The sequence below is a fragment of the Dolichospermum sp. DET69 genome (genome assembly GCA_017355425.1).
In the GTDB taxonomy this organism is placed as follows: Bacteria; Cyanobacteriota; Cyanobacteriia; order Cyanobacteriales; family Nostocaceae; genus Dolichospermum.
The window spans coordinates 5,002,814-5,026,948 of sequence record CP070233.1; the positions used below are offsets into that span (position 1 = coordinate 5,002,814).

The following is a 24,135-nucleotide window of genomic DNA, read 5'->3' on the forward strand; positions in this document are numbered from 1 at the left end:
AATTTTAAATCAAGGATGATTGCTGATTAATGTGTTTTTAGCATTTACTTAAAATATATCTTTTTAAGATATATTTATGAGAAACTATATTGTTAAGGGAGTAAATGCTGTGAATCAAATCCAGTTAACTTTATTTATTAGCTATGTCCTCATGACTGGCTATTTTTTTACAAATTGGTTAACTTTTTCCCTTCGTCACCCAACGTCTTCTCCAGAGGATAAATTTTTATCCTTTATTATGTTTATCATTACCACTATTTTGTGGCCTGTAGTTATCATGATCTCTTGCTTAGAAACTTTAAAGAAAGGCAAGTTAGAATTCACTACCGTAGTTCCTGTACTTTTAGCAATATTTGCTGTTGGTCTTTCCTACTATTTAAGTTCTGTCCATGAACATTGGCTGTGTTATTACGATCTATTTTGCCATATTTAAATTCATATCAGCAGCAGGTTTAAATTTTAGATTGGGTTTTTCAAAGTCTACATTCTGAAACTTGATTCCCTAAATTCAAACCTTAATCATCTTTACCTTCTGCCCGATAATTAGCAGCTTGGGAGATAACAACTTTAAGTTTTACTAATATTTAATTTTTGAGATATTACTTTTGGTGGGCATTGCCCACTCTACAATACTTTTTCCTTCTTCCTGTTGACCTTGGTTGTGGGGATATTTTGACTTTTTTGACCAACTTGGGAAAATTTGGATTTGTTGGTTACGGTTACAGATAATCTATTAGCTTTGACTAAGTTGATGAGAGTTTGATTCAGCAATATACAATAGGGCGAACGATGGGAATTGAACCCACGAATGGTGGTACCACAAACCACTGCCTTAACCACTTGGCTACGCTCGCCATTCATTTCTATGAGTATAGCACTACCTGAGAAAAATAATCAAGCTTTTTTTTCCAGAAATTAGATAATTTTCTTGGTAGTCTTTAAAAGAGTAAAAACTAGACCAGATAGAGCTAGAATTGACACTCTCAGGGAAGACAGCCACTGAGATTCTACTGACAGAATTAAATTAAGAGTTTAGCTCAATCTAATCTCGCTGCGACCGTCAAACGCCGCCTAAACGCTCAAAACAACTGCCAATCAAGGTGTCGAAATTGCGCTTACTTTTATGGTTTTCAGTGTTTTTAGAATCCATCACTAAGGCAAGACGCGGTACGCTCCACAACCTGCCATTACTCGCTCTTTCTTGTCAATACTGCCGTTAGGACTTAAACCTAACCGTTGTTTCTTATGAGCCGGAATTTCTCCGGACTAGGATGCTTCAACACGTAGATGTTTTTTGTTCTTACTCACAATTTAATTCTAACATACCACAGGGATTAAAATCCCTCGTGCCGTTTCCCTCTCAGGTCTAAAGACGCTGAGTTTCCCACTTACCGCGAGGTCTTATGAAACCTTTAACTTTCATTATATGCGTAGGAGCAGCGGGCGTTACTGTTCTAGGGGCAATTATGGCGAAAACCAACCCCAATCAGGATGAATATGAAAAGTATGCAGTCCAAAAGCTGACAACCTACTTGGAAACAGATGTATGTAAAAAGACACCAAGTTTTTTAGAAAAATTAATCAAGGTTAATTGTCAGCAAATGCTTCAGTCCGCTACACCGCATATCAAGGAACTGATTACTACTACCACTAACCGACAAGACTATATAATCTTTAGTATTTACCGAACGGAAATCAAACTTGATTCTTGGATACCAGGGTATAAATTTGAAACGGTGGGAGCATTAAATCAATTCTATACTTACAATGCTGAAGAAAAATAAATTGGCATCAATGAAGACCTAAGATACAAGTAGTTCCGAAAAATAACTACTACCGCAGGGCGGAATTTAGAATTTAGAATGAATACAGCATCAGCTTTTCACAGATTGGGAATGCTTCATTAACTTACGCCATACTGTACTACTATTTGATGAGTTTTTGTACTAACTGTTTGTATCCGCAAAATCCTAATAATGCGCTGTTTTGTCTCAAATGTGGTAAATCAATTTTACTTAAAGATCGTTATCGTCCTCTTTATCCTCTAGGTAAGGGTGGTTTTGGGAGAACATTACTAGGGGTGGATGAACATATCCCTTCCCAACCTCAATGCGCGATTAAACAATTCTGTTTTCCAGAAGAAGATCCAATCATTTTGATGAAAGCGGTGGACTTATTTCGGCAGGAGGCAGTGCGTTTAGATGAGTTGCGCCATCCCCAAATACCCCAACTACTGGCATATTTTGAACAAGAAAATAAGTTGTATTTAATACAAGAGTTAATTTCAGGACAGACTTTAGCGCAAGAACTATTACAACAAGGGGTTTTTAATCAGGAAAAAATCCAGAAACTACTGCAAGATTTATTACCTGTGTTGGAATTTGTTCATACTCATCATGTCATTCACAGGGATATTAAGCCGGAAAATATCATGAGGAAATCCCCAGGAGGAGATTTAGTATTGATTGATTTTGGTGTTGCTAAGTTTATTTCTGCCACTGGGGTGATGAAAACAGGAACAACTATTGGTAGTCCTGAATATATGGCTCCTGAACAAATGCGGGGTAAGGTTTTACCAGCTAGTGATCTTTATAGTTTGGGTGTCAGTTGTATTCAGTTATTAACGGGGATTTCTCCTTTTGATTTATATGATGACACAAGCGTTCGCTGGGTGTGGCGAGATTATTTACCTCCGGGAAATCAGGTTACACCGCATCTAAGTGAAATTCTGGATAAATTAATTCATAATGCTCTTGCCCAACGCTACAAATCTGCTCAGGAAGTCTTAGCAGCAATCGAAATTAAAACCCAAGCAGGGAAAAAACAGCCAATTACCACTCTTCGTTCTACTATTGGTTTAGATTACACAGATTTAAGTAATTTACTGACATGGAAACAGTGGCAAAAGGCAGATGAAAAAACTTGGGCGTTAATGTGTCAAGCTTTATCTAAACGGGTAGGTAGTTATTTATCTAATGATGATTTGGAAAGTTTACCTTGTCAGGATTTTCAAATAATTGACCAATTGTGGACAAAATCTAGTCAAGGACATTTTGGTTTTAGCATCCAAACTCAAATTTATAATAACTGTGATACGGACTATGCACAATTTTGCAGTACAGTAGGTTGGTATTTACCTAATGCTACTTCTGTCCGGCAACAATTATCTTTTAAGTTATCTGCACCAACAGGCCATTTACCTTCTCACTTTTGGGTTAGTGGTAATCAGTTTGGAAGACACATGAAAGCTTTAGCGGCAAAGGTAGCAAGCTGTTACAATAATTGAATTCGTTCTGATACTTTGTATGGGCATGACTTCTCGAAAGTGCTGCTTTTAATTGTATCCGAGGCTCTGCCTCTATGATAGCATTCCCAGTCAGAGACTGGGAACGAGATATTTTGGAAAAGGTCTAATTTTTAATTTTAATAAGATGATTCAACCCCGTAAACAGTTTGCTCAACATTGGTTAAAAAGTGATAAAGCTCTCAATGCAATTGTCCAAGCGGCTAATTGTCAAGAAACTGATCAAGTTCTAGAAATTGGCCCAGGTACGGGAATTTTGACTCGTCGATTATTACCATTAGTGAAATCTTTATTAGCGGTGGAAATTGATAGAGATTTATGTAAGTTACTGGTTGAGAGAATGAGAGAAAAAGAAAATTTCTTGTTGCTGCAAGGAGATTTTCTGACTCTTGATTTACCATCCCAACTAACAGGATTTACTAATTTCCAAAAGCAAAATAAAGTGGTTGCTAATATTCCTTATAATATTACTGGTCCAATTATTGAAAAGTTATTGGGGACGATTTCTCATCCCAACCCAGAACCTTTTGATTCTATTGTTTTGTTGGTACAGAAGGAAGTAGCAGAAAGATTATATGCTAAACCCGGTTCAAGAACTTTTGGGGCGTTGTCTGTGCGGGTGCAATATTTGGCAGATTGTGAGTTAATTTGTCCAGTTCCGGCTGCGGCATTTGTGCCACCACCCAAGGTAGATTCGGCTGTGGTGCGGTTGAGTCCCAAAAATATAAAAGTTCCGGCTAATGACCCTAAAAGGCTAGAAAATCTGGTGAAATTGGGTTTTGCGTCAAAGCGAAAAATGTTAAGAAATAATTTACAATCGGTAGTTGAACGCGATAGCTTGACTCAATTACTGGAACAATTAGAAATAAATCCCCAAGTTCGCGCTGAAGACCTCGGTGTGGCAGAATGGGTATCACTGGTAAATATGATCGGCATTAAAATTTAGCTTTTCTTTGTCATAATTGTATTTCTTGATTTTGAATTTTTAATTGCTTATGCGTTTTTATCGTTTAATTGCACCTGCAAAAATCAATTTGTATTTAGAAATTATCGGTAGTCGTATTGACGGGTATCATGAATTAGCAATGATCCTCCAAAGTATAGATTTGTCTGATGAAATTGATATCCATGCTGCCAGCACGGAGAATATCCGCGTTTATTGTGATCATCCTCAAGTACCCACAGATCAAACTAATTTAGTTTACAAAGCAGCGGCATTAATGGCTCAGGAATTTCCTAAAGCTTATAGTAATTTTGGTGGTGTTGATATTACTATCAAAAAGCATATTCCTGTTGCTGCTGGTTTAGCCGGAGGTTCTACCAATGCCGCAGCGGTGTTAGTGGGAATAGATTTACTTTGGAACTTAGGATTAACTCAATCAGAATTAGAAGAGTTTGGCGCAAGTCTCGGTTCTGATGTACCATTTTGTATTGCTGGAGGAACGGCAATTGCTACTGGTAGAGGTGAAGAACTTTCTCCTTTACAAAGTTTGGATAATTTACATCTAGTCTTAGGTAAATATCGTAGTTTAGAAGTTTCCACACCTTGGGCTTATAAAACCTATCGGCAACAATTTGGGATTAATTATATTCAAGATTCAGAAGGTTTAGCAGCTCGTACCAGTGCTTTTCATTCAGAAGGGATGGTAAAAGCTATCTTAAATCAGAATACCGGAAAAATTGTCCAAGAATTACATAATGATTTAGAGAAAGTTGTCTTACCAGCTTATCCCCAAGTATTGCAACTGCGGGAATTATTTGCTAGTCAGGCAGGAGTTTTAGGGACAATGATGTCAGGTTCTGGACCTTCAGTATTTGCCATTGTTGAATCTCAAACTCAAGCAGAAATAGTCAAGCAGCAAATACGTGAGGCCATTCCTAACGATGATTTAGAATTGTTTGTCACGCACACGATTAAACATGGAATTAAAATCGCCTAATTTATGTAATAATTTGTCAGAATCAGGATGTCCACCGATTTAATGATTAACAGGACTAAAACTGGAATTTTATGACCATTCTACTTAATTAACATGAAATTCAAATTGTCTAATTCATGTGATAATTTGTCAGAATCAGGATGTCCACCGATTTAAAGATTAACAGGATTAAAATGGGGATTTTATGACCATTCTACTTAATTAATATTGTGATGAATCAACCAAAAGAACCGCCATTAGCAGATAGTTCTACTACAGTAAAAGCAACTCCTTTACGTTGTATAATTGGCTCAACAATTTCGGGAGGATTTGCATTTGCTACCTATTCTCTAATGATAGCGATCGCCACCACTTTTGCCAATAAAACTACCCATTCTGATAACCAAACTGTAATCAACATCGCTGCCGCTGTCCGGACTTTAGTGGTAGGTATAGTAGCCTTGGGAGCAGGAATATTTGGGTTAGTTGCATTAGGTTTATTCGCTTTATCAATACAACTTCTTATCCAGCAATTCAGCAATCCTAAAAGTAGTTAATTAGTCATTGGTCATTGGTCATTGGTCATTGGTCATTGGTCATTGGTCATTGGTCATTGGTCATTGGTCATTGGTCATTGGTCATTGGTCATTGGTCATTGGTCATTAGTTATTAGTCATTGGTCATTGGTCATTAGTCATTGGTCATTGGGGAGAGGCAGAAGTTTTTTTTAATTTTTAATTAATTTGTACTCCCTACAGGTATAGGTTTGACTAATTGTGAGCGATTTTTGATAAATTGCAATTTAGTATTTGTTGAGCCTGAATTTAACTGATGTTTTTTTCGCCAATTTGCCGGAGATAAACCATGATGTTGGCGAAACTGTCGGGAGAAATAACAAGTGTGTTGATAACCAATATTAGTAGCAATTTCCTCAATTGTTTGGGTAGTATTTTTTAGTAAAGTCAGGGCTGCTACCATTCTTCGTTTCACAATCCAAACATTTATTGGCTCTCCTGTTTGTTTAGCAACTTGGTTAGTTAAATAAGCAGAAGAATAACCCACAGCTTCCGCAACATCAGATGCAGTGATTCCTTCTTGATAATTCTCTTCAATATAATCAAAAATCTTTTTTAAATGGGGAATAGTCGGAAAAATTGATTGAGAATTTACTTCTGTATTCGGTAATTCTGGTTTTGCTAATTGATGGGTATTTGTCGTATACCAATATCTAAAAAGAGCTTGTTTTTGTAGTCTAATAGTAATAGCTCGCAATAACTCATCCGTTGTTGCCGGTTTAGTTAAATAATCATCTGCTCCCAATTCCATTGCTTTTCGTAAAGATTCTTTTGTATTAATAGCGGTCAGAAAAATAAAAGGAATAATTGCTGTTAATGAATATTCCCGCAGATTACTTAATACAGTATAACCATCCATGTCTGGCATTACCAGATCACAAATTACCAAATCAGGTAAATATTTTTTGATTAATTGCAGTCCAATAATACCATTTTCTGCACCTATAGCATGATAGCCCTCGGACTCAAGATAATCTATAACAAAATTGCGGTTCACAACGTCATTATCAATGACGATAATTTGTTTTGTTTCGTACATAATTATGCCAATCATTAAATTTTGGTATTTTTAGCCACTACTAAGTTCTGTACCGATTTACGGACAAATCTAGATATAAACAAAAGCAATAGGAAACACAGAATTCGAGTAAAGAGTTAATAAAATCTTGATAATTGCTATTATCTGAATTAGTAATTCATCTTTCACCGATTTATATTTAAGCTTGAATAAATCTAATTTTATCAATAAAAAGTAAATACTTTCAACTTAGTTGCATGAAAAAAATAATGGTTGTTTTTATTACTTTTGACTTGAGTCACCCTGAAAATTGAACTTAAAAACATAAGATTGCAATATTGTCAATTAATATTTGTTTGAATCTGGGGATTGTCAGATTTGATAAATAGGTAAATTGTGAGTTATTTACCTGATTTCACTAAATTTAGTGCTTTTTTCATTCAACTACGAAAGAATATACAAAGTCATCCGTCTCCGGGAATATCTTTTTGCCTCAAATTGGCGATTAATAATTTAGCATCCTCCCTAGGGAGGATAAAAGACTGGTTAAAGTTATATATAACTGTCATCAAAGAATCCTTTAACAACAAAATTAGGAAATCTGGAATAAGTAGGTTGGCGTTAAAAATTGTCGTTGGGGCAAGGGAACAGGGAACAGGGAACAGGGAACAGGAAGAGAGTCTTGGGCGATTTTACTTTTCTTCACATACATTTAAATTTTTCGGTTCACCTACTTAGATAAAAGTTAAGAGCTTGCAGCGGGCACTAGTTCCCTCCGGGACGCTCTCGCGTTCGCTATTCAATCTTGGGATGGGCATCCTCCCCGTCCTGATATTATTAGCAGGGCCAGATACCTGCACCACAAGAAATTTTGGGATATTCTTTTTATTTGGAAGTCTCCAATTAGTAAATTAAGCTAAATAACTCGTAACTTGATGATACAAAAAAATTAACCTAAAAAGAGATAAAAATACTATATAATTGCTGCTACTAAATTTATGCTTGAAAATCCAATATTCTGACAGTTAATTAAATGTAAAAAAATAAGAGCGAAAAAATCATCAAGTTAATCAAAAAATAATTCATGCCTTGAAAGGGTAACTTTGGGTAGTCTTAAAAAAGGGTCTTTGGCTGATGAATATCAGGAAAATTCTCAAACCCATTAGATGATTCTTATTCTAAAGAGGAGTGCATATTATGAGTCAAAATTTTAGCGGTTATCATTCATCTGTTAACAAAAAAATTAAGACTGAACAAATAGAACAAATAATCAAAGCAATTATGGCAGGAAAATATTCTTGGGCTTGTGTTCTAGTTTTACAATTTGCTGGTTATAATCCTATGGACTATATACCCTATCGTACTTATATCAGATTACTTAAAACTAACTGCTTACTTGGTAATTCTCAGCAAAATTAACCACCTATCAGAAAAGTGGACAGATTTGATTGAAAATCACAGTAGTTGGGGTTTTAAACCTGGATTTGTGAGAATTTTTTCTAAAAAATAAAGAAAAATAAAAAGGAAGGTGAAGATACATCAAAAAATTGATTACTAATATGCAGATTTTATGAGCTACCCAACCACAATTTATAATCATCAAATGCAAGCAATTATTAAAGAAATTGTGTGGCATAAAAAACTAGAAGTTGCCCAAATGCAACAAGATATGTCTTGGGCTTCCTTGCAACGTCAGTTAACTGCTGCTCCTACTGTCCGGGACTTTTTGACGGCTTTGCAGTTGAGTATTTATAAACCTAGTTTAATTGCAGAAGTGAAAAAAGCATCACTTTATCATAGTGTAATTAGACCAGATTTTGACCCAGTTACTATTGCTCAAGCCTATAAACGAGGCGGAGCATCTTGTGTAGCTGTTGTCACTGATCAAAAGTTTTTTCATGGTGGTTTCGATCATCTCCGGGCTATTAGATGTCGGGTAGGAATACCTCTACTTTGCAAAGATTTTATCATTGATCCTTGCCAAATTTATTTAGCCCGTTCGGCTGGTGCAGATGCGATATCATTAATTGCTGCTATTCTTACAGACAGGCAATTACAAAACTTTTTACGAGTGATTCATTACTTAGGCATGAATGCTGTAATCGAAGTTCATAACTTAAATGATTTGGACAGAGTTCTCGCATTAGCAGATGTCAGGATAGTTTCCATTAATAACCAAAATTTAGGTGATTTTAGCATCAATATTCACACAACTGAGGAATTATTGGCAACCAGGCGATCGCAACTGCAAAAATTAGGAATTTTAGTGATCAGTGAATCGGGAATAGAAACTGCTGATGATTTATCTCTAATGGCTGAAGCTGGTGTTCAAACAGTGATCATCGGAGAATCTTTACTCAAAGAACATGATTTAGAACTAGCTGTAAAAAATTTACTCCAATCCAAATTTCCCATTCATTACTCAGAGAAATTAGAGATTGGGTAGTAATTTATAATTACGAATTCCTTATAGCAAAGGTTTCCACCAATCAGGATGACTGAGATACCATTCTACAGTTAAACGTAAACCTTCAGTAATTGTCACCGATGGAGTCCAACCAAATTCTGTTTTTAGCTTATTGGCATTAATTGCATATCTTCGATCATGTCCAGGTCTATCCTGAACAAAAGTAATTAATTTTTCCGCTGGATATACTGGTAAATTTGGTGCTAACTCATTCATAATTTCACATAAATTTTGTACCAGGCTGATATTTTCAACTTCGTTATTACCACCAATGTTATAATTTTCTCCTGGTTTTCCTTGATGGATTACCACATCTAAAGCCCGACAGTGATCAACTACATATAACCAATCTCGAACATTTTTACCATCACCATAAATAGGTAATTCTTTACCTGTCAAAATATGAATACACATTAGAGGAATGAGCTTTTCTGGAAATTGAAAAGCGCCATAATTGTTAGAGCAATTTGTGATAATTGTCGGTAATTTATAAGTATGATAATAAGCCCGAACTAAATGATCACTCCCAGCTTTTGAGGCTGAATAAGGACTATTGGGACTATAGGCTGTAGTTTCTGAAAATGCTGGTTCATCTGAAGTGAGACTACCATAAACTTCATCTGTAGAAACATGAAGAAATAGGTAATTACTAGGTTGTGTATTTGCTTGCCAATGTTGACGAAAAGCTTCTAAAAGGGTAAAAGTTCCCACCACATTAGTTTGAACAAATGCAGCAGGTCCAGTAATTGAACGATCAACGTGAGACTCGGCAGCAAAATGGGCTATAGTATCTATATTTTCTTCTAACAGTAGTTTATCAACTAAAGAGCGATCGCTTATGTCTCCTTGCACAAATCGGAAATTCTCTTTTTCGGCAACCGAGGCTAAATTATGGAGATTTCCAGCGTAGGTAAGAGCATCCAACACGACTAGTCTATCATTTGGATAAGATTGACACCAATGATGGACAAAATTTGCACCAATAAACCCAGCACCCCCTGTAACCAATAATCGTCTATTCATCAAATTTCCTAATGACCTTGTAAATATTTCTTCTTGATTTTAGCAAATATTCTCTGTGTCAATAACTTTGCTAACCGGATTTTTGTAAAATCGGGGATTTTAGCTGAGTAATTATTTTTATAGTCAAAGAAATCATTAATTTCCGTCAAAATTACCCGCAAGCGGTGGACAATATTCTCAGTTCTATATTCTGATAACACAGTCTCTGATAAAGTCAATGATGCTGAAGATTCTAAAACTTTCAAAATCTTAGCTACATCATATTCTAAGGCATGACCAGCAATTTTATGACAATTAAATCCTGGGTCTAAATAATCAGATAATCCACCATTAACACTAGAAAAAACTTGACAACCACAGGCTAATGCTTCCATTGGTTGTAAACCAAATCCTTCGCTGACTCCTTGTAATTTCCAGTATTCCGCTGAATCATAGAGATAGACTTTAGCGCGGTTAAATAAAGCTGGTAAATTGTCTACATAACTATCAATAACTAAGACTTGACATTTTTTTTCTAAAGCCGGAATTAAGGATTTAATTAAATATTCCGAAGATTTCCGTGTTTGGACTAAAACATCAATATCTCGACTTTGATGTAAATTAATAAATTCTGCACTAATTTGATTTGGTAAATAATAAAGTAGAGAATTTGGGGCTTGTTGTCCCCAATAGCCTAAAGTATTTCTGCTAACAGTAATTATAGGAATACTAGATGGTAAATTAATTTGATAACCTGAACTGTGAGCATGATAAATTACATGATATTTTTGTAATTTAGCCGCCAACTTACCAACATCAAATCCCCAACTAATCACAAAAATTACATCATCTAAATTTTTCTCTTTTAATAAATCATCTAAAAATAATTTACCTGATTCCCGCTGACGATAAGTTACCACTTCAGCATCACAAATCTGTTGAGCTAAAGCAACTGTTTTCAACTCCGCCCAAAGACCACCACAAGCAAACTTACCATCTGTTCCCGGAACTAAAAAATAAAGTTTTCTCATAATATTAAATATCTAAAAAATTAATTGTGAACCCTTAACCCATCATAGAACTTGAAAAAAACCTTCTTCCTTCTTCCTTCTTCCTTCGTGTCCTTCGTTCCTTCGTGGTTCATTAACTCCTGATTGGGCGCAGACCCTGCGCCCCTACAAAGTTAATTGTAAACCTTTAGCCCATCCTCAAACTTGAAAAAAACCTACTTCCTACTTCCTTCTTCCTACTTCCTTCTTCCTTCTTCCTTCTTCCTTCTTCCTTCTTACTTCGTGTCCTTCGTTCCTTCGTGGTTCATTAACTCCTGATTGGGCGCAGACCCTGCGCCCCTACGTTTAATCTTCCCAACATACTTTGACAAAATGACTTTCCTTACCCCAAAAATCGCGGGCAATAATAATATTTTCAACAGCTAAATTAAAAGGAATAGAAGTTGTAAGATAACGCTGAGTGAGCATTCCTAAATCCGGTGCAATTTCTGCTGCTGCTGTTGCTGCTAAACCGAAACCAATAAGTTGTTCAACTGGTCGAAATGGGAGGATAAAAGACAAAGTTGCTGCTAGTCCTGCTGTTAATAGCACAGACACAGATACATTTGTGCCACAGCGGGGATGTACAGCTAAATCCCATTCTCCACTGATAAGACGATGTTTAGCTAATGTTACTGCTCGTCGCAAATCACTAATATTCACATCACCATAGAGAAAAAATCCCTGTTCGGTAGACAAACCACCTAATAATTCATCATCTAACGGCATCTTAGTGGTTGTTTCTGGTGGTGAATAGGATTTTTTATTTTCTCCTAGCACCCAAACGGTAGCGTGTTCTAGAGCATGAACTTGACGTAACAGGAGGAACTCTTTCAATCCAGGGATAAAAGATAGCTGTTGGAGTAAATCAGCATCTTGACTGGGTTGAGGTGGGATAAACTCAAAGTTAAAAGGAGACGAGTCACGATAATCAGAAGTATTCATAAAACCTCGCGGTAAGTGGGAAACTCAGTTACGAAGCGTGTTGAGAGGGAAAATATACGAACAAGATTCTGAAGAGTGCGGTTTTGATCGCCTAAAAGTATTTGGCAAAAACATAATAGTTTCGCTATAATTTTAAACAAAGTAAGCACAATGCAATGCTTTAAGCGGAGTGTCTAGTGGTTGTTTGGCTCAACCTTTACGAGTGAAAATCTCTTAAGAATCTCAATTTCTAAAGACGGTGAGAGTGTCAAATCACACTCAATTGATGAAGTGCTGTATATTTTTTAACTAGAATCATGGCAGGCTAGAAGCCCACCCCACAATAAATATATAATTTTTATATAGCTTTTGTGGGGTGGGCATCCTGCTTGCCCATTTTATATTTAGCTATCGCTATTTAACGCCTAACAATTCTACGTCAAAAATTAAAGTAGCGTTGGCAGGAATAACACCACCAGCACCACGCGCACCATAACCTAAGTCTGGAGGGATAGTTAATATCCGACGGCCACCTACTTTCATTGTGCTTAGTCCTTCGTCCCAACCTTTAATTACTTGTCCTTTGCCGATTGTAAAGCTAAAGGGCTGACCGCGATCGCGTGAACTATCAAATTTAGTGCCATTTTCTAAAGTGCCAATGTAGTGAACATTAACGGTTTGTCCAGTTTTGGGAGTTTCGCCTGTTCCCTCTACTAGTTCTACATATTTCAATCCAGAGGGGGTAGTAACAGTTTTGGCTTCAGACATAGTATTGCTCGGTATTAGAGTATTGTTTTCTTGAGTAACAGTGGTGGTTGGTTGTGTTGGGGATGATTGAGTACCTATAACAGTATCTTTGTTACCGCTAATTTGCGTAAATACTAAAACGCCAACACACACTAGCATCAACACCACGCTGAGGAAAATTCCTTTCAAAATCAGCCCTCTTGAGTTTTAATTACTGATGATCAGATTACTGACAGAATACAAATTAGTTTAAATCAGAAATGATCTTTTAGCGCCACAGCTTATTTTCCAAATCCCGAACTTGACGCTCTAAACGGTCAATTCTCCCCCGTAATTCGTCTACTTCTGACTGACGGGCCACTCCCAAGTCCTGCATCATATTCCGCATTTGTCGTTGCATTTGCTCATCCCAATTGCCTTGTTCAGACTGTAACTGATGGACAAGATCATCCATTACTGCCTTAGCTTGCTCAGGATTGAGTTTACCGTCTTTTACCAGTTCATCACTAACCTCTTTCAGTTTGTCAGCAACTAAGGAAGTTGTCCCAATACCCAACATCATTAGCTGTTGCAACCAATTGTTACTATCCATACTCCCTTCCTCTCACTTGTTGCTAAATGAACTAACCGGACTGATTCAGACTATGCTAAAAGCTTAGTAATTCTAACCTACACATTTATTTTGGCAAATTTAGTCCGTGACTCCTGGTTAATTCCCAATCTCTATCCATCCGTGCATTGGTGCTATGGCTTTAGTGACTGACTCAATGATGTTTGGGGGTGCTTCCGAAAGCATAACACTAGGATAAACAGCAGTTCCCCATTGGGGATGCACAAGGACATGGCATTTATTTTCAATGGCGGGATATTTAAGTAAGGCTTGTGCTACTGCTGTATCATCATGGGGTACTAACCCGGAATGAGATAGTAATGGATAACCTGTACGGGGATCTATCAGGTCTGTTAAGTATCCGCGATCGCGCAAATTAAATGCCAGATCGCAACCAAAACGCATAAATTTTTCCCGCAGCTTTTCTTTTTCTTGCTCAGTTTCTGTGGTCATTTCTTCAAGAGAATATTGTGATTGCTGTAAGACAACCATTACCCACAAAACCTGTTGCTGTTTCCAATCTGGTAATATCTGTTCGCAGTTGGCACAGATATATGGACTAGGAGTATGAATAGAAATCTCTACTGCTTGTCCGGTTTTGCCAACTAAATAAATAGGACAGCTAGGCTCGGAAATACAAACTTTGGGATAATACACCACATTTAATCGGTTTATAAAGGTTTTTAAATTTATCTTTGTTAAAAATAATAACCCTTAAATCTACAAATAAATCATCAAATTTTGGCAATATGTAGATTGGTACAATTATTTATAGTATAACTAGAGTGATAGCTCAATCCATCAATTTTCGGTTAAAAAAGACCACTTCGTAGCTTAAGAGCCATTTTATGAAGTAAGCAAAGCCAACAATATATTTTATTAAAATGGGACATCAATCAGCATTGTTTGCCATTCACAATTATTGTGGGGATTTTCTGCGTCATGTTCCCAGTTTTGAGGATTATCATAGATATATTGTCTAATATTACTTAAATGTTGTTCATCCCTAATCACCGATTCATAATAATTACGTTGCCAAAAAGGAATATCAGAATTATTACGAATCCGATTAATACATCGAGTTACAGAACATTTAAACCCATTAATAAATGAACCAAGAGAACGAGACTTCAGACATATTTTTTCAATCCGTAGGGGCTTACGGTGTAAGCCCCCTGAATGTAAGCCCCCTGAATGTAAGCCCCCTGAATGTAAGCCCCCTGAATGTAAGCCCTCTGAATGTAAGCCCCCTGAATGTAAGCCCTCTGAATGTAAGCCCCCTGAATGTAAGCCCTCTGAATGTAAGCCCCCTGAATGTAAGCCCTCTGAATGTAAGCCCTTTTTTTGATCCTCAGCCTGATTTTTAATCCAGACAATTCCATGTAAATGATTAGGCATTAAAACCCATTCATCCAATTCAATTTCTTGACGAATTTCTGAAGATTTCAACCATTCTTGCATAACTATTTGACCAATTTGATTTATTTGCATTTTGCCCTGCTTAATATCACCAAACCAACATTGTTTCTGATGAGTACATATCGTTACAAAATAAGCTCCAGATTGAGCATAATTATAATCAGGAAGCCGAATTGATCGCCGGTGATGTTTTTCAGGGTCGAATTTCATAACCAAATCAAGAATTGTTAATGTTGTAGGGGCTTACGGTGTAAGCCAAATAACGCTGTAACGCAAACAATGTAAGCCCAATAACGCTGCAAACGCAAACGATGCAATCTCAATAACGCTGCAATGCAAACGATGCAAGCCCAATAACGCTGCAAACGCAAACAGTATAAGCCCAATAACGTTTTATTATTATAGTGGGCTGGGGTTTACACCGTAAACCCCTACAATAACCGGATTTGATTTCAGGGCGATAATAATCCTTTAATCGCTGGTTAGTTGTTTGATATGAGCCGGAAATTTGGCGGTTTGTAGTGCTTGTACTGCTGTTCCCGAATCTTGTACCCAGAACTGTCTGCCAAAACGGACAATTTCCCGGTGATTTCCGGCTTGAATAATGCCAATTACAGGTATTCTTGATTTATCTTTATCCCCTGCTTGGGCTTTGAGAATTGTATTCAGACGATGTTGTTCTTCAATTGTCCCTGCTTGTTGTGGACTAAGTTCCACTAAAATCATTTTTACTGTTTCTACAGTTTCGGCATCTTCGAGAATAAATTGAGTTTGATCATCACGGCGATCTACTTTACCCCAAATAATCAATCTCGCATCAATTTCTAGTATAGAACTAATGCGTTCATAGGTTTTAGGAAAAACGACAACTTCCGAGGCAGCAGATAAATCTTCAACTTGCAAAATTGCCATAGAGTCACCTTTTTTTGTAACTACCTTTTTGACATTGTTCAACATTACCACTGCACAAAGAATGGAATCTTCTTTTTGTTCTCCTAATTGTGCAAGGTTAATGGGTGCAAGGACTGAGGATGATTGTCTGATAGATTTAAGAGGATGATCTGAGAGATAAAATCCTAATAATTCTTTTTCCATTCGTAATTTTTCTTGAGGTGGTAAATCATTGACAGGTGGAGCTTTAGGTGCAGATTCAAAACCATTCTTTTGGGGTTGATTATTATTTCCTGCAAATCCACCTCCTAATAAATCAAAGATGTTTCCCTGTCCACTAGCTTTGTCTCTAGCGCGGGATTGCGCCCATTCATAAACTAATTCTGAATCATGAATTAATTGATTGCGATTAGGTTGAATTTTATCAAAAGCACCGCAGTTAATTAATGATTCTAAAGTTCGGCGGTTCATAGCTCGTAAATCAACGCGATCGCAAAAATCAGCCAAAGACTTAAATGGGATTAATTCTCCTGATTCTTCTCTGGCTTCTAAAATTGAGGCGATCGCATTTTGTCCCACATTCCGCACCGCCGAAAATCCAAATAAAATCTTCCCATCTATGGGAGTAAAATCTAAACCAGAGCGGTTAACATCTGGTGCATCAATCACAATACCCATATTAGAACAGTTATCAAGATATTTCCGCACTTTGTCTGTATCTCCACTGTTAGCGGTTAACAGTGCCGCCATATACTCTAATGGGTAATTTGCTTTTAAGTATGATGTTTGATAAGTTACGTAAGCGTAAGCTGTCGAGTGGGATTTATTAAAACAATTAGAAGCGACAAAACCATTTTTAATCACAAAATTATGGTCATTTTCCACACCAATATCATAAACATTGGCTTGACCTACATAAGTACGAGAAATTATTTTAACCATGTTATTTAGCCTTGATATAATTTATTGATTTACACTTTAATAGTCATTATCAGCCACACAAATACCTTTACATTTAATACCGTTGGTGGCAGTGCGTTGACAATGAGGACATAAAACTTCTTCTTCTGTTTTTTGATTTCTCTCTATATTAGTGCTGTTTTGTGGCTTGTTTTTTTCAGTTTGGCGTTTTTCATTCATAGGAAGGGAGGAATTTTTTTGCTATAATTTGTTATACTTCTTCAAAGTCAGACCACTCAATTCCTAGTTGTTTTATGGCTGCGCGTAACGTTCCTAATTTTAAATCCCGGCCACTCCAATCAGGAATTACAGTTGCTTTTGTGAGTAATTGGATTAAACCACTTTCTATGTGAACCTCCACCACGTCTGGGGATTTCTTCACATCCAAGCCTAGATAATTTCTTAGCAACTTCTCTATAGTTCATCTGATGGAGATAATTGTTTCTATTAAAGCTGGTGAGTTTTGGTCTACAGATTGTAGGTTAAGCGGAAGCTCTTTACCTAAATCTTGATATGTTTCCAGAACCGCTTCAAAAGCATCTCTAACATTGACTAAAACTTCATCCATAGAATCTCCCTCGGTTATTAATTCTGGCAATAGTGGAGAAGTTACGGTGAACCCTCCTTCTGGTTGAGGTGTAAGCAGTAATGGAATTTTGTAGAACATAAAAATTTGTTTCTTTGCTTATTTTAGGTTAACAATTTAGGTAGCGAACTTACTCAGCCTCCTCTGCATACTCATCTAAAACACTATCTGATAGATGTGATAAATGCTTTTGCAGTGCCAATTCTTGAACACTTTCATAGGAAAGATATGTACATCTTTCTGACAAAGGTGCTACATCAAGTAATGAGAATACAGGCCGTCGAATCTCTTGAAAAACTTTGTCTCGTCGCTCAGGAGGTGCAACTATATGCAACTTTATATTCATGTTTGGTTGCAGTGCAAGCAAATCTGCCATTCTGAGAATACCTGAATAAATTGAAGTAGTAGTTTCTGGGGAGAAAATATTTAAGTAGTATGCCAATTTTTAATACTCCTTTTAGTCTGATGCTCTTAACTAATTGTATGGAACGAAATAGAACCAGTCATATTACAGATAACTCAATCTACTTATACTATTGGTAATGAGTTATACCTCAAATCACAGCATAGCCTGTATGTTGCCTAACATTTTGCGGGTGAAAACCTAAAACAATTTTATCTTTAGGAATTCCCGCTGCTTCTAATTCATAAGTAACACCATCTTCTGTATCATCTCTTTGTACCCAGACTTTACTATCAATAATGTCAAGATGAACTAAGCAACCGTGAATTCTTTTCGCCCCTTCCCAACCAAGAGTTATTAGTAAATAGCTATCATTTTCATCATCAAAAACTGTTTTACATTCAATCACTCCATAGGAATAAGGAATTTGTGTATAAGGTATTAACACTTCTTTAATAATCAGGCGATAGTTATCTAAGGTATCCATTGGGTAATCCTCTCAGTATCAGAATTAAAAACAAGTAAATTTAGATTTTCGCTTTCTCTTAAAAGTTTACCAATTGGTTCTTCAAATAAATCTGTGAATACAGTGTCACGCACTCCTAAATATAATATTCTATCAGGTTCTAGACGATTCATAACAGCACGATACAAAACAAATCCACCAATAGCATCTTTAAGATCAGCCATTTCCGAAGGACTGACAAAACTCTTAATTTCTACGGCAATTTTTCTAGTTCCTTGTTCTGCCGCTAAAAGTTGTTTTGCTCCTAAATCTACATACATATCTTTTTGACCCCATTTTAAATGTAGAGGGTCATTTGTAATTATCCAGCCTTCTTGAATTAAGGCATTTTTAACAGCATTGTGATAGATGTCCTTTGCCGGCATATTAAAATTGGCTTTTCCCAATGAACTATAAACTGATTATCCAACCATAACTAATATTTTTATTATAACTAAACTCTCTCCGTGCCTCTGTGCCTCTGCGTGAGAAAAAAATTCGCTGTAACTTCAAACGAAAATTCCCCAATCCCCACACCTGTAAATGCTAAAATCAATGACTTGATTCATTAAAAAGAGCAATTATGGCATCCATCCGCGAGTTACATGAACAGCTAATTAAAAAAGAACGTTCTGCCGTTGAAATTACTCAAGAAGCATTAAATCGGATTCAAGAGTTAGAACCGAAATTACGCAGTTTTCTCACTGTGACGACGGAACAAGCCTTAAAACAAGCTCAGGCTGTGGATGCAAAAATCGCAGCGGGAGAAGAGATAGGCATCTTGGCGGGCATTCCCATCGGGATTAAGGACAATTTGTGTACCAAGGGGATTGTCACAACTTGCGCTTCCCGAATTTTAGAAAATTTTATCCCACCTTACGAATCAACCGTCACCCAAAAACTAGCTGACGCTGGGGGTGTAATGGTCGGTAAAACCAACTTAGATGAGTTTGCAATGGGGAGTTCGACAGAAAACTCCGCTTACCAAGTTACCGCTAATCCTTGGGATTTATCCCGTGTTCCTGGTGGTTCTTCCGGTGGTTCAGCAGCAGCCGTAGCCGCAGATGAATGTGTGGTTTCTCTGGGTTCTGATACCGGGGGTTCAATTCGTCAACCGGCTTCCTTCTGCGGTGTGGTAGGGATGAAACCGACTTATGGATTAGTTTCCCGCTATGGTTTAGTAGCTTATGCTTCGTCTCTCGATCAAATTGGACCCTTTGGACGCAGTGTGGAAGATGCGGCTATATTGTTAAGTGCGATCGCAGGTTATGATCCTCAAGACTCCACCAGTCTCAAAGTTGCAATTCCTAACTATGCAGCTAATTTAAAACCCGATCTTAAAGTTAGGAAAAAATTGAGAATTGGTGTAATTACAGAAACCTTTGGTCAAGGTTTAGATCCAGAAGTAGAAGCTGCTGTCACCAAAGCCATAGATCAATTACAAGAATTAGGTGCAGAAATTCATCCTATTTCCTGTCCCAGTTTCCGCTATGGTTTACCAACTTACTACATTATCGCCCCCTCGGAAGCATCAGCTAACTTAGCGCGTTATGATGGCGTTAAATATGGTTTGCGTTCTCCTGATGCGGATAATCTTCTATCAATGTATACCCGGACTCGTTCTCAAGGTTTTGGGGCGGAAGTTAAACGCCGGATTATGATTGGTACTTATGCCCTTTCTGCTGGTTATTATGATGCCTATTATTTGCAAGCGCAAAAAGTCCGCACTCTCATTAAACAAGACTTTGAAAAAGCTTTTACAACAGTAGATGTTTTAATTTCTCCCACTGCACCAACTACCGCATTTCAAGCCGGAGAAAAAACCAAAGATCCTTTGAGTATGTATTTAAATGATTTAATGACTATTCCGGCTAATTTAGCTGGTTTACCAGGAATTAGTTTACCTTGTGGTTTTGATAGTAAAGGTTTACCAATTGGACTACAAATAGTGGGAAAAGTGCTAGGAGAAGAACAAATTTTCCAAGTAGCGTATGCCTATGAACAATCAACTAATTGGCATTTACAAAAACCAAAAATTGCTTAGTTTGTCAGTTGTTTTGATTAGACATCTGGTGAAAATTAAATATGCGTCTTTCCGAACCCTTGTAGAGCCGTTCCAGGTCACGTCTCTACATTCTTTTCCGGAGATGTTTATTAACCGGAAATAATGGGATACAAGCTAGGATGTTGATTTTGTGCCTTTTGAGTAGGTAAAAATTCATGCAAAATTTTTGGGATCTATTTTGGGCCATTGGTGTCAACTTAACGTGAAATCCTTGTAATGACGTTATATCAAACTTTATCATTTACCAATCAATCCCGAAGAACCCCACCCCCGTTTTTGCTAACGCAAAACCTCCCCTCCCCTCTTGAGGGGAGGGGATTGAGGGGTGGGGTAGAACGGTTGTGGGACAATGATTTGAGCCTAAGTTGACACCTATGATTTTGGGTAAACGCATACGTTACATGGACTTTGCGTTCATATAAATACAAAATTTGTATGAACTTACACTGGGGAAATTTCATCAAAATCAACAACCTAGTACAGTGCGGCGTAAGTAAATGAACCATTTTCAATCGCCAAAAAGCTTACTCCATGTTACTTTTGACTTTTGACTTTTGACTTTTGACTTCCGCCCTGCGGTACTAGCCTCATGCTTCCTGCTGTTGTGCGGGTGCGTGAGGTAGAGCTGATTATTGCCAAAGTCACCAAAGATGAATTATATCTTTCCAAAGCAGGTTAAATATTGATGCTATATTTTCTGTTTTGGGCGCTTTAGCAATAAATTTTTATGATGCAGACGAGTGGAGTAATTATCTGTCTTAGTTATATTTTGGGTTTGCTGTTTACCGCAATTCCCTGGGGTGGTATATGGATTTTGCTATTGGGTATAGTGGGAGCGGTTTTGTTTCGCCGAATATATGCTAATTTGCGGAAATTTGCTCTCAGAAAAGAAAATGCCGTTACGAAACAGAAGGCAGTAGTTAATAACTGGGCAGGTGTTCCCCATCCTAGAATATGGTTAATAGCTGGTGTTGTGGGTTTATTGGCAACTGTTTATTTTCAATTTCGAGTCCCTCAACCGGGAATCAAGGATATTAGTCAATTTGCGGCTGGGGATAATAGTAATCTTGAACAATTGGTGATTGTCCGGGGGTTGGTGGATAGTAATCCCCGCGTAACTCGTAGTCAACGAGGACAATTTTGGTTAGCAGCGACTCAGTTAGATGAGGTGAAAAATGATCAGGGCCCTGCGGGAATCCCTAAGGGGGTGACGGGTAGGTTATATGTAACTGTGCCGATTCTGCAATCTACTGGTTTATATCCTGGTCAACAAATTGCGGTGACTGGATTTTTGTATAAACCCACAGCAGCTTCAAATCCTGGTGCTTTTGATTTTCAGAAATATCTGCGGGGGGAGGGGACTTTTGCAGGTTTAATTGGTAGACAGATTAATATTTTAGATGATGAACGTCCTTGGGGATGGTGGCAAGTTCGTGAGAAAATTGGGCGATCGCAAGCTAGTGTTTTAGGTATTCCTGAAGGTCCCCTTGTCAGTGCTATGGTTTTAGGTGGTAAGGCTGTTGATTTACCTTATGATATCCGCGATTTATTTGTGAAGGCGGGTTTAGCTCACGCTTTAGCTGCGTCTGGGTTTCAAACTTCTTTAATTTTAGGTGTGATTTTACAGCTCACAAAACGGGCAAATAAAGCGACGCAGATTACTCTTGGTAGTTTGGGTTTAATTACTTTTTTGTTTTTATCAGGTTTTCAACCTCCGGTATTAAGAGCCGTAATTATGGGTTTTGCGGCTTTGCTAGGTTTGGCTTTGGAAAGAAATGTTAAGCAATTGGGGTCTTTATTAATAGCAGCAACGTTATTATTGTTGTTTAATCCTCTGTGGATTTGGGATTTAGGTTTTCAACTGAGTTTTTTAGCGACGTTGGGGTTAATTGTCACGGCATCATCAATCACACAACGTTTAGATTGGCTACCACCTGCGATCGCTTCTTTAATTTCCATCCCTTTAGCAGCAACGATTTGGACTTTACCGCGATTGCTGGAGTTTTCTAGTGTGATTCCCATTTATAGTGTGCCGTTAAATATTCTGACGACACCATTTATTTCTATCATTAGTATCGGGGGAATGATTAGCGGGTTAGCAAGTTTAATCTCACCAAATTTAGGGGGAACTTTAGCTGGTTTTTTATATTATCCCACCCATTGGTTAATTCAAATGGTGGAATTTTTTGCTAATTTGCCAGGAAGTTTAATAGCAGTTGGGAGTATATCAATTTGGCAAATGTTGATTATCTATATTTTAATTATTTTAGCTTGGTTAGTTCGGTGGTGGCAACAGCGTTGGTGGTTTGCGGGTTTAATGGCTTTTGGGTTGGTAGTTATTCCCGTTTGGCATTCTGCTAATAATTTGGTGAGCATTACTTTGTTAGAAACTAGAACAGAACCTGTTTTAGTGATTCAAGATAAAGGAAATATTTCCATAATTAATAGTGGGAATGAAGGGACGGGTAGATTCACGATTTTACCATTTTTAAGACAGCAAGGGATAAATCAAATTAATTGGGCGATCGCTAGTAAGTTTCCCGGTTATACCCATGATGCTTGGTTGGAAATTCTGCAAAATTTACCAATTAAAAATTTGTATGAATATACCTCTAATGTAGAAAACAATATTGAAACTCAGGTACTGCAACAGGAATTGCAAAAACAGCAAGGAATCTATCAAAATTTGGCACTTAGACAACCAATAAATACTCCAACAATGATGGCACAATTAATTAATGATCAAGTACCGATTTTAAAATTGCAAGTTTTGAATCAAAATTGGTTATTAGTCGGTAATATTAAGTCTCAACAAATTCAAGAATTGATTAAAAGTGGGGATTTGTCTTCTCCCCAGGTGTTGTGGTGTCCATCAGAATCTTTACAAGATTTAGTTTTAGCACTCAAACCACAAATAGCAATTTCTTCTGCAAATAATTTAGATAATAAAACCTTATCTTCGTTGAGTAAAGGAGGAACAAAACTTTTCTTTACTGGGAAAGATGGTGCAATTCAATGGACACCTAATGGGGATTTTCAAACTTTCATTCAGACAACAGAAAATAAATCTTCTGCGTTATAATTCATCTGTAGTTACTCAACTCTAGTTTTGATAATTCAACATTGAATATTAACAAATTAAACATCATCATCTAATGGATAAAATGTTAAAATTTAACTGATAATTTAGGATAAAAACAGTGAAAAAAACGGATATTATCAAAATACTCATTCCATCACTCAGTTGTTTAAGTATATTCGTCTCCAACCAAGCTGAGGCTCAAATTTTACCGCAACCCTGGGTATCAGTTGGGGGAAAGAATGACGAAGTTACTTATGGTGTGGGTGCTAGAGTTTTGAATTTTGGCGTTGAAGTAGGAAAAAGCACTGAAGGTGCTATAGGAGCGGATGTTTTAAAATTTATCAGTTTACCCGTTATTTCACCTTATGTCGGACTGGGTTGGTATTCAGAAAATAAGGGTGTTGCCGTTTCTGGTGGTGTCCAGATAGGCGCTACCGATCATGTTTTTGTCGGTGCTGGTTACAATTCCGTGCGAGGATTTAACGGTCAAATTGGAGTCAAATTTTAAGTTTTTTATATCTAGCCTCACAATAAGCCTATATTACGCACTTCATTTTGTAGCATATACACTTACATTAAGCCTTGTCATGTCTTTATCTATGATTCATC

The 24,135-nt window shown here is 37.1% G+C and carries 26 protein-coding genes, 1 tRNA gene and 1 pseudogene; 12 read left to right on the forward strand and 16 right to left on the reverse strand.

The annotated features are described in order from the left end of the window. The first annotated feature begins 109 nt into the window (after nt 1–109). Nucleotides 110–433 (forward strand): hypothetical protein, encoded by a 324-nt coding sequence (locus EZY12_22920; GenBank protein QSX70794.1) that lies wholly within the window; start codon nt 110–112, stop codon nt 431–433. A gap of 348 nt (nt 434–781) precedes the next feature. On the opposite strand, the gene EZY12_22925 is transcribed toward EZY12_22920, so the two are convergent. Next, nucleotides 782–854: transfer RNA gene (locus EZY12_22925), tRNA-His, on the reverse strand. A 549-nt stretch (nt 855–1,403) separates the two neighbouring features. On the opposite strand from EZY12_22925, the gene EZY12_22930 reads away from it, so the two are divergent. From EZY12_22930 to EZY12_22955, 6 genes are all read left to right on the forward strand, one after another. Then, nucleotides 1,404–1,784, forward strand: a complete 381-nt coding sequence (locus EZY12_22930) for a DUF4359 domain-containing protein (protein ID QSX67513.1) — start codon at nt 1,404–1,406, stop codon at nt 1,782–1,784. 149 nt (nt 1,785–1,933) lie between these two features. Next, complete coding sequence (locus tag EZY12_22935) at nt 1,934–3,286, forward strand: GUN4 domain-containing protein (protein QSX67514.1); 1,353 nt, start codon at nt 1,934–1,936, stop codon at nt 3,284–3,286. A gap of 145 nt (nt 3,287–3,431) precedes the next feature. Further along, complete coding sequence (gene rsmA, locus EZY12_22940) at nt 3,432–4,250, forward strand: 16S rRNA (adenine(1518)-N(6)/adenine(1519)-N(6))-dimethyltransferase RsmA (protein ID QSX67515.1); 819 nt, start codon at nt 3,432–3,434, stop codon at nt 4,248–4,250. Between the two features lie 49 nt (nt 4,251–4,299). Then, the gene (locus EZY12_22945) at nt 4,300–5,244 is read left to right on the forward strand and encodes a 4-(cytidine 5'-diphospho)-2-C-methyl-D-erythritol kinase (GenBank protein QSX67516.1); all 945 of its coding nucleotides are present in this window, start codon (nt 4,300–4,302) and stop codon (nt 5,242–5,244) included. Nucleotides 5,245–5,456: 212 nt separating this feature from the next. Beyond that, entirely contained in the window at nt 5,457–5,780 is a 324-nt protein-coding gene (locus EZY12_22950; GenBank protein QSX70795.1) for a DUF3082 domain-containing protein, read from the forward strand. 21 nt (nt 5,781–5,801) lie between these two features. Continuing rightward, nucleotides 5,802–5,954, forward strand: a complete 153-nt coding sequence (locus EZY12_22955; GenBank protein QSX70860.1) for a hypothetical protein — start codon at nt 5,802–5,804, stop codon at nt 5,952–5,954. Between the two features lie 7 nt (nt 5,955–5,961). Here the strand turns inward: EZY12_22955 and EZY12_22960 are convergent, their stop codons facing one another. Further along, the gene (locus tag EZY12_22960; protein ID QSX70796.1) at nt 5,962–6,837 is read right to left on the reverse strand and encodes a response regulator; all 876 of its coding nucleotides are present in this window, start codon (nt 6,835–6,837) and stop codon (nt 5,962–5,964) included. A gap of 1,176 nt (nt 6,838–8,013) precedes the next feature. Here EZY12_22960 and EZY12_22965 point away from each other — a divergent pair. Continuing rightward, entirely contained in the window at nt 8,014–8,235 is a 222-nt protein-coding gene (locus EZY12_22965) for a HetP family heterocyst commitment protein (protein QSX67517.1), read from the forward strand. A 151-nt stretch (nt 8,236–8,386) separates the two neighbouring features. Next, nucleotides 8,387–9,262, forward strand: a complete 876-nt coding sequence (locus EZY12_22970) for an indole-3-glycerol-phosphate synthase (GenBank protein ID QSX67518.1) — start codon at nt 8,387–8,389, stop codon at nt 9,260–9,262. A gap of 21 nt (nt 9,263–9,283) precedes the next feature. On the opposite strand, the gene rfbB is transcribed toward EZY12_22970, so the two are convergent. The 14 genes and pseudogenes from rfbB to EZY12_23040 all read right to left on the reverse strand — a co-directional run bounded on the left by rfbB (nt 9,284) and on the right by EZY12_23040 (nt 18,765). Beyond that, nucleotides 9,284–10,306, reverse strand: coding sequence for a dTDP-glucose 4,6-dehydratase (gene rfbB, locus EZY12_22975; GenBank protein QSX67519.1), 1,023 nt, complete (start codon nt 10,304–10,306; stop codon nt 9,284–9,286). 8 nt (nt 10,307–10,314) lie between these two features. After that, nucleotides 10,315–11,316: a glycosyltransferase gene (locus EZY12_22980; GenBank protein ID QSX67520.1), complete on the reverse strand. Its 1,002-nt coding sequence runs from the start codon at nt 11,314–11,316 to the stop codon at nt 10,315–10,317. A 324-nt stretch (nt 11,317–11,640) separates the two neighbouring features. Further along, on the reverse strand, nt 11,641–12,279 hold the full coding sequence (locus EZY12_22985) for a hypothetical protein (protein QSX67521.1): 639 nt from the start codon (nt 12,277–12,279) through the stop codon (nt 11,641–11,643). Nucleotides 12,280–12,672: 393 nt separating this feature from the next. Then, nucleotides 12,673–13,194, reverse strand: coding sequence for an FKBP-type peptidyl-prolyl cis-trans isomerase (locus tag EZY12_22990; GenBank protein QSX67522.1), 522 nt, complete (start codon nt 13,192–13,194; stop codon nt 12,673–12,675). A gap of 79 nt (nt 13,195–13,273) precedes the next feature. Then, nucleotides 13,274–13,597: a phasin family protein gene (locus EZY12_22995; GenBank protein ID QSX67523.1), complete on the reverse strand. Its 324-nt coding sequence runs from the start codon at nt 13,595–13,597 to the stop codon at nt 13,274–13,276. Between the two features lie 117 nt (nt 13,598–13,714). After that, nucleotides 13,715–14,275, reverse strand: coding sequence for a methylmalonic aciduria and homocystinuria type D protein (locus EZY12_23000; GenBank protein ID QSX67524.1), 561 nt, complete (start codon nt 14,273–14,275; stop codon nt 13,715–13,717). A gap of 499 nt (nt 14,276–14,774) precedes the next feature. Then, a pseudogene (locus EZY12_23005) lies at nt 14,775–14,951 on the reverse strand (pentapeptide repeat-containing protein). Between the two features lie 554 nt (nt 14,952–15,505). Beyond that, nucleotides 15,506–16,867 (reverse strand): trans-splicing intein-formed DNA polymerase III subunit alpha C-terminal partner DnaE-C, encoded by a 1,362-nt coding sequence (locus tag EZY12_23010; GenBank protein QSX67525.1) that lies wholly within the window; start codon nt 16,865–16,867, stop codon nt 15,506–15,508. 36 nt (nt 16,868–16,903) lie between these two features. Next, entirely contained in the window at nt 16,904–17,065 is a 162-nt protein-coding gene (locus tag EZY12_23015) for a hypothetical protein (GenBank protein QSX67526.1), read from the reverse strand. 119 nt (nt 17,066–17,184) lie between these two features. After that, the gene (locus EZY12_23020; GenBank protein QSX67527.1) at nt 17,185–17,310 is read right to left on the reverse strand and encodes a type II toxin-antitoxin system HicA family toxin; all 126 of its coding nucleotides are present in this window, start codon (nt 17,308–17,310) and stop codon (nt 17,185–17,187) included. Then, entirely contained in the window at nt 17,307–17,552 is a 246-nt protein-coding gene (locus EZY12_23025) for a type II toxin-antitoxin system HicB family antitoxin (protein QSX67528.1), read from the reverse strand. The genes EZY12_23020 and EZY12_23025 overlap by 4 nt, the downstream gene beginning before the upstream one ends. Before the next feature lie 49 nt (nt 17,553–17,601). After that, nucleotides 17,602–17,913 carry a hypothetical protein gene (locus tag EZY12_23030; protein ID QSX67529.1) on the reverse strand — a complete coding sequence of 104 codons (312 nt, stop codon included), beginning with the start codon at nt 17,911–17,913 and terminating at the stop codon, nt 17,602–17,604. 112 nt (nt 17,914–18,025) lie between these two features. After that, nucleotides 18,026–18,361 carry a XisI protein gene (locus tag EZY12_23035; protein ID QSX67530.1) on the reverse strand — a complete coding sequence of 112 codons (336 nt, stop codon included), beginning with the start codon at nt 18,359–18,361 and terminating at the stop codon, nt 18,026–18,028. Then, a complete protein-coding gene (locus EZY12_23040) occupies nt 18,349–18,765 on the reverse strand; it encodes a XisH family protein (GenBank protein ID QSX67531.1) in 417 nt (138 codons plus the stop codon). Before EZY12_23040 ends, EZY12_23035 begins: the two co-directional genes overlap by 13 nt. A gap of 197 nt (nt 18,766–18,962) precedes the next feature. Between EZY12_23040 and gatA the strand changes: the two genes are divergently transcribed. From gatA to EZY12_23055, 3 genes are all read left to right on the forward strand, one after another. Continuing rightward, the gene (gene gatA, locus EZY12_23045; protein QSX67532.1) at nt 18,963–20,423 is read left to right on the forward strand and encodes an Asp-tRNA(Asn)/Glu-tRNA(Gln) amidotransferase subunit GatA; all 1,461 of its coding nucleotides are present in this window, start codon (nt 18,963–18,965) and stop codon (nt 20,421–20,423) included. Between the two features lie 748 nt (nt 20,424–21,171). Next, nucleotides 21,172–23,526 carry a ComEC/Rec2 family competence protein gene (locus EZY12_23050; protein QSX67533.1) on the forward strand — a complete coding sequence of 785 codons (2,355 nt, stop codon included), beginning with the start codon at nt 21,172–21,174 and terminating at the stop codon, nt 23,524–23,526. A 118-nt stretch (nt 23,527–23,644) separates the two neighbouring features. Then, the gene (locus tag EZY12_23055; protein ID QSX67534.1) at nt 23,645–24,034 is read left to right on the forward strand and encodes a hypothetical protein; all 390 of its coding nucleotides are present in this window, start codon (nt 23,645–23,647) and stop codon (nt 24,032–24,034) included. Nucleotides 24,035–24,135 lie beyond the last annotated feature (101 nt).

Coding starts and splice junctions, on each gene's coding strand:
- EZY12_22930 (QSX67513.1), top strand. CDS start 1,404: ATGAAACCTTTAACTTTCATTATATGCGTAGGAGCAGCGGGCGTTACT.
- EZY12_22935 (QSX67514.1), top strand. CDS start 1,934: ATGAGTTTTTGTACTAACTGTTTGTATCCGCAAAATCCTAATAATGCG.
- rsmA (QSX67515.1), top strand. CDS start 3,432: ATGATTCAACCCCGTAAACAGTTTGCTCAACATTGGTTAAAAAGTGAT.
- EZY12_22945 (QSX67516.1), top strand. CDS start 4,300: ATGCGTTTTTATCGTTTAATTGCACCTGCAAAAATCAATTTGTATTTA.
- EZY12_22950 (QSX70795.1), top strand. CDS start 5,457: ATGAATCAACCAAAAGAACCGCCATTAGCAGATAGTTCTACTACAGTA.
- EZY12_22960 (QSX70796.1), bottom strand. CDS start 6,837: ATGTACGAAACAAAACAAATTATCGTCATTGATAATGACGTTGTGAAC.
- EZY12_22965 (QSX67517.1), top strand. CDS start 8,014: ATGAGTCAAAATTTTAGCGGTTATCATTCATCTGTTAACAAAAAAATT.
- EZY12_22970 (QSX67518.1), top strand. CDS start 8,387: ATGAGCTACCCAACCACAATTTATAATCATCAAATGCAAGCAATTATT.
- rfbB (QSX67519.1), bottom strand. CDS start 10,306: ATGAATAGACGATTATTGGTTACAGGGGGTGCTGGGTTTATTGGTGCA.
- EZY12_22980 (QSX67520.1), bottom strand. CDS start 11,316: ATGAGAAAACTTTATTTTTTAGTTCCGGGAACAGATGGTAAGTTTGCT.
- EZY12_22985 (QSX67521.1), bottom strand. CDS start 12,279: ATGAATACTTCTGATTATCGTGACTCGTCTCCTTTTAACTTTGAGTTT.
- EZY12_22995 (QSX67523.1), bottom strand. CDS start 13,597: ATGGATAGTAACAATTGGTTGCAACAGCTAATGATGTTGGGTATTGGG.
- EZY12_23010 (QSX67525.1), bottom strand. CDS start 16,867: ATGGTTAAAATAATTTCTCGTACTTATGTAGGTCAAGCCAATGTTTAT.
- EZY12_23015 (QSX67526.1), bottom strand. CDS start 17,065: ATGAATGAAAAACGCCAAACTGAAAAAAACAAGCCACAAAACAGCACT.
- EZY12_23020 (QSX67527.1), bottom strand. CDS start 17,310: ATGAACTATAGAGAAGTTGCTAAGAAATTATCTAGGCTTGGATGTGAA.
- EZY12_23025 (QSX67528.1), bottom strand. CDS start 17,552: ATGTTCTACAAAATTCCATTACTGCTTACACCTCAACCAGAAGGAGGG.
- EZY12_23035 (QSX67530.1), bottom strand. CDS start 18,361: ATGGATACCTTAGATAACTATCGCCTGATTATTAAAGAAGTGTTAATA.
- EZY12_23040 (QSX67531.1), bottom strand. CDS start 18,765: ATGCCGGCAAAGGACATCTATCACAATGCTGTTAAAAATGCCTTAATT.
- gatA (QSX67532.1), top strand. CDS start 18,963: ATGGCATCCATCCGCGAGTTACATGAACAGCTAATTAAAAAAGAACGT.
- EZY12_23050 (QSX67533.1), top strand. CDS start 21,172: ATGATGCAGACGAGTGGAGTAATTATCTGTCTTAGTTATATTTTGGGT.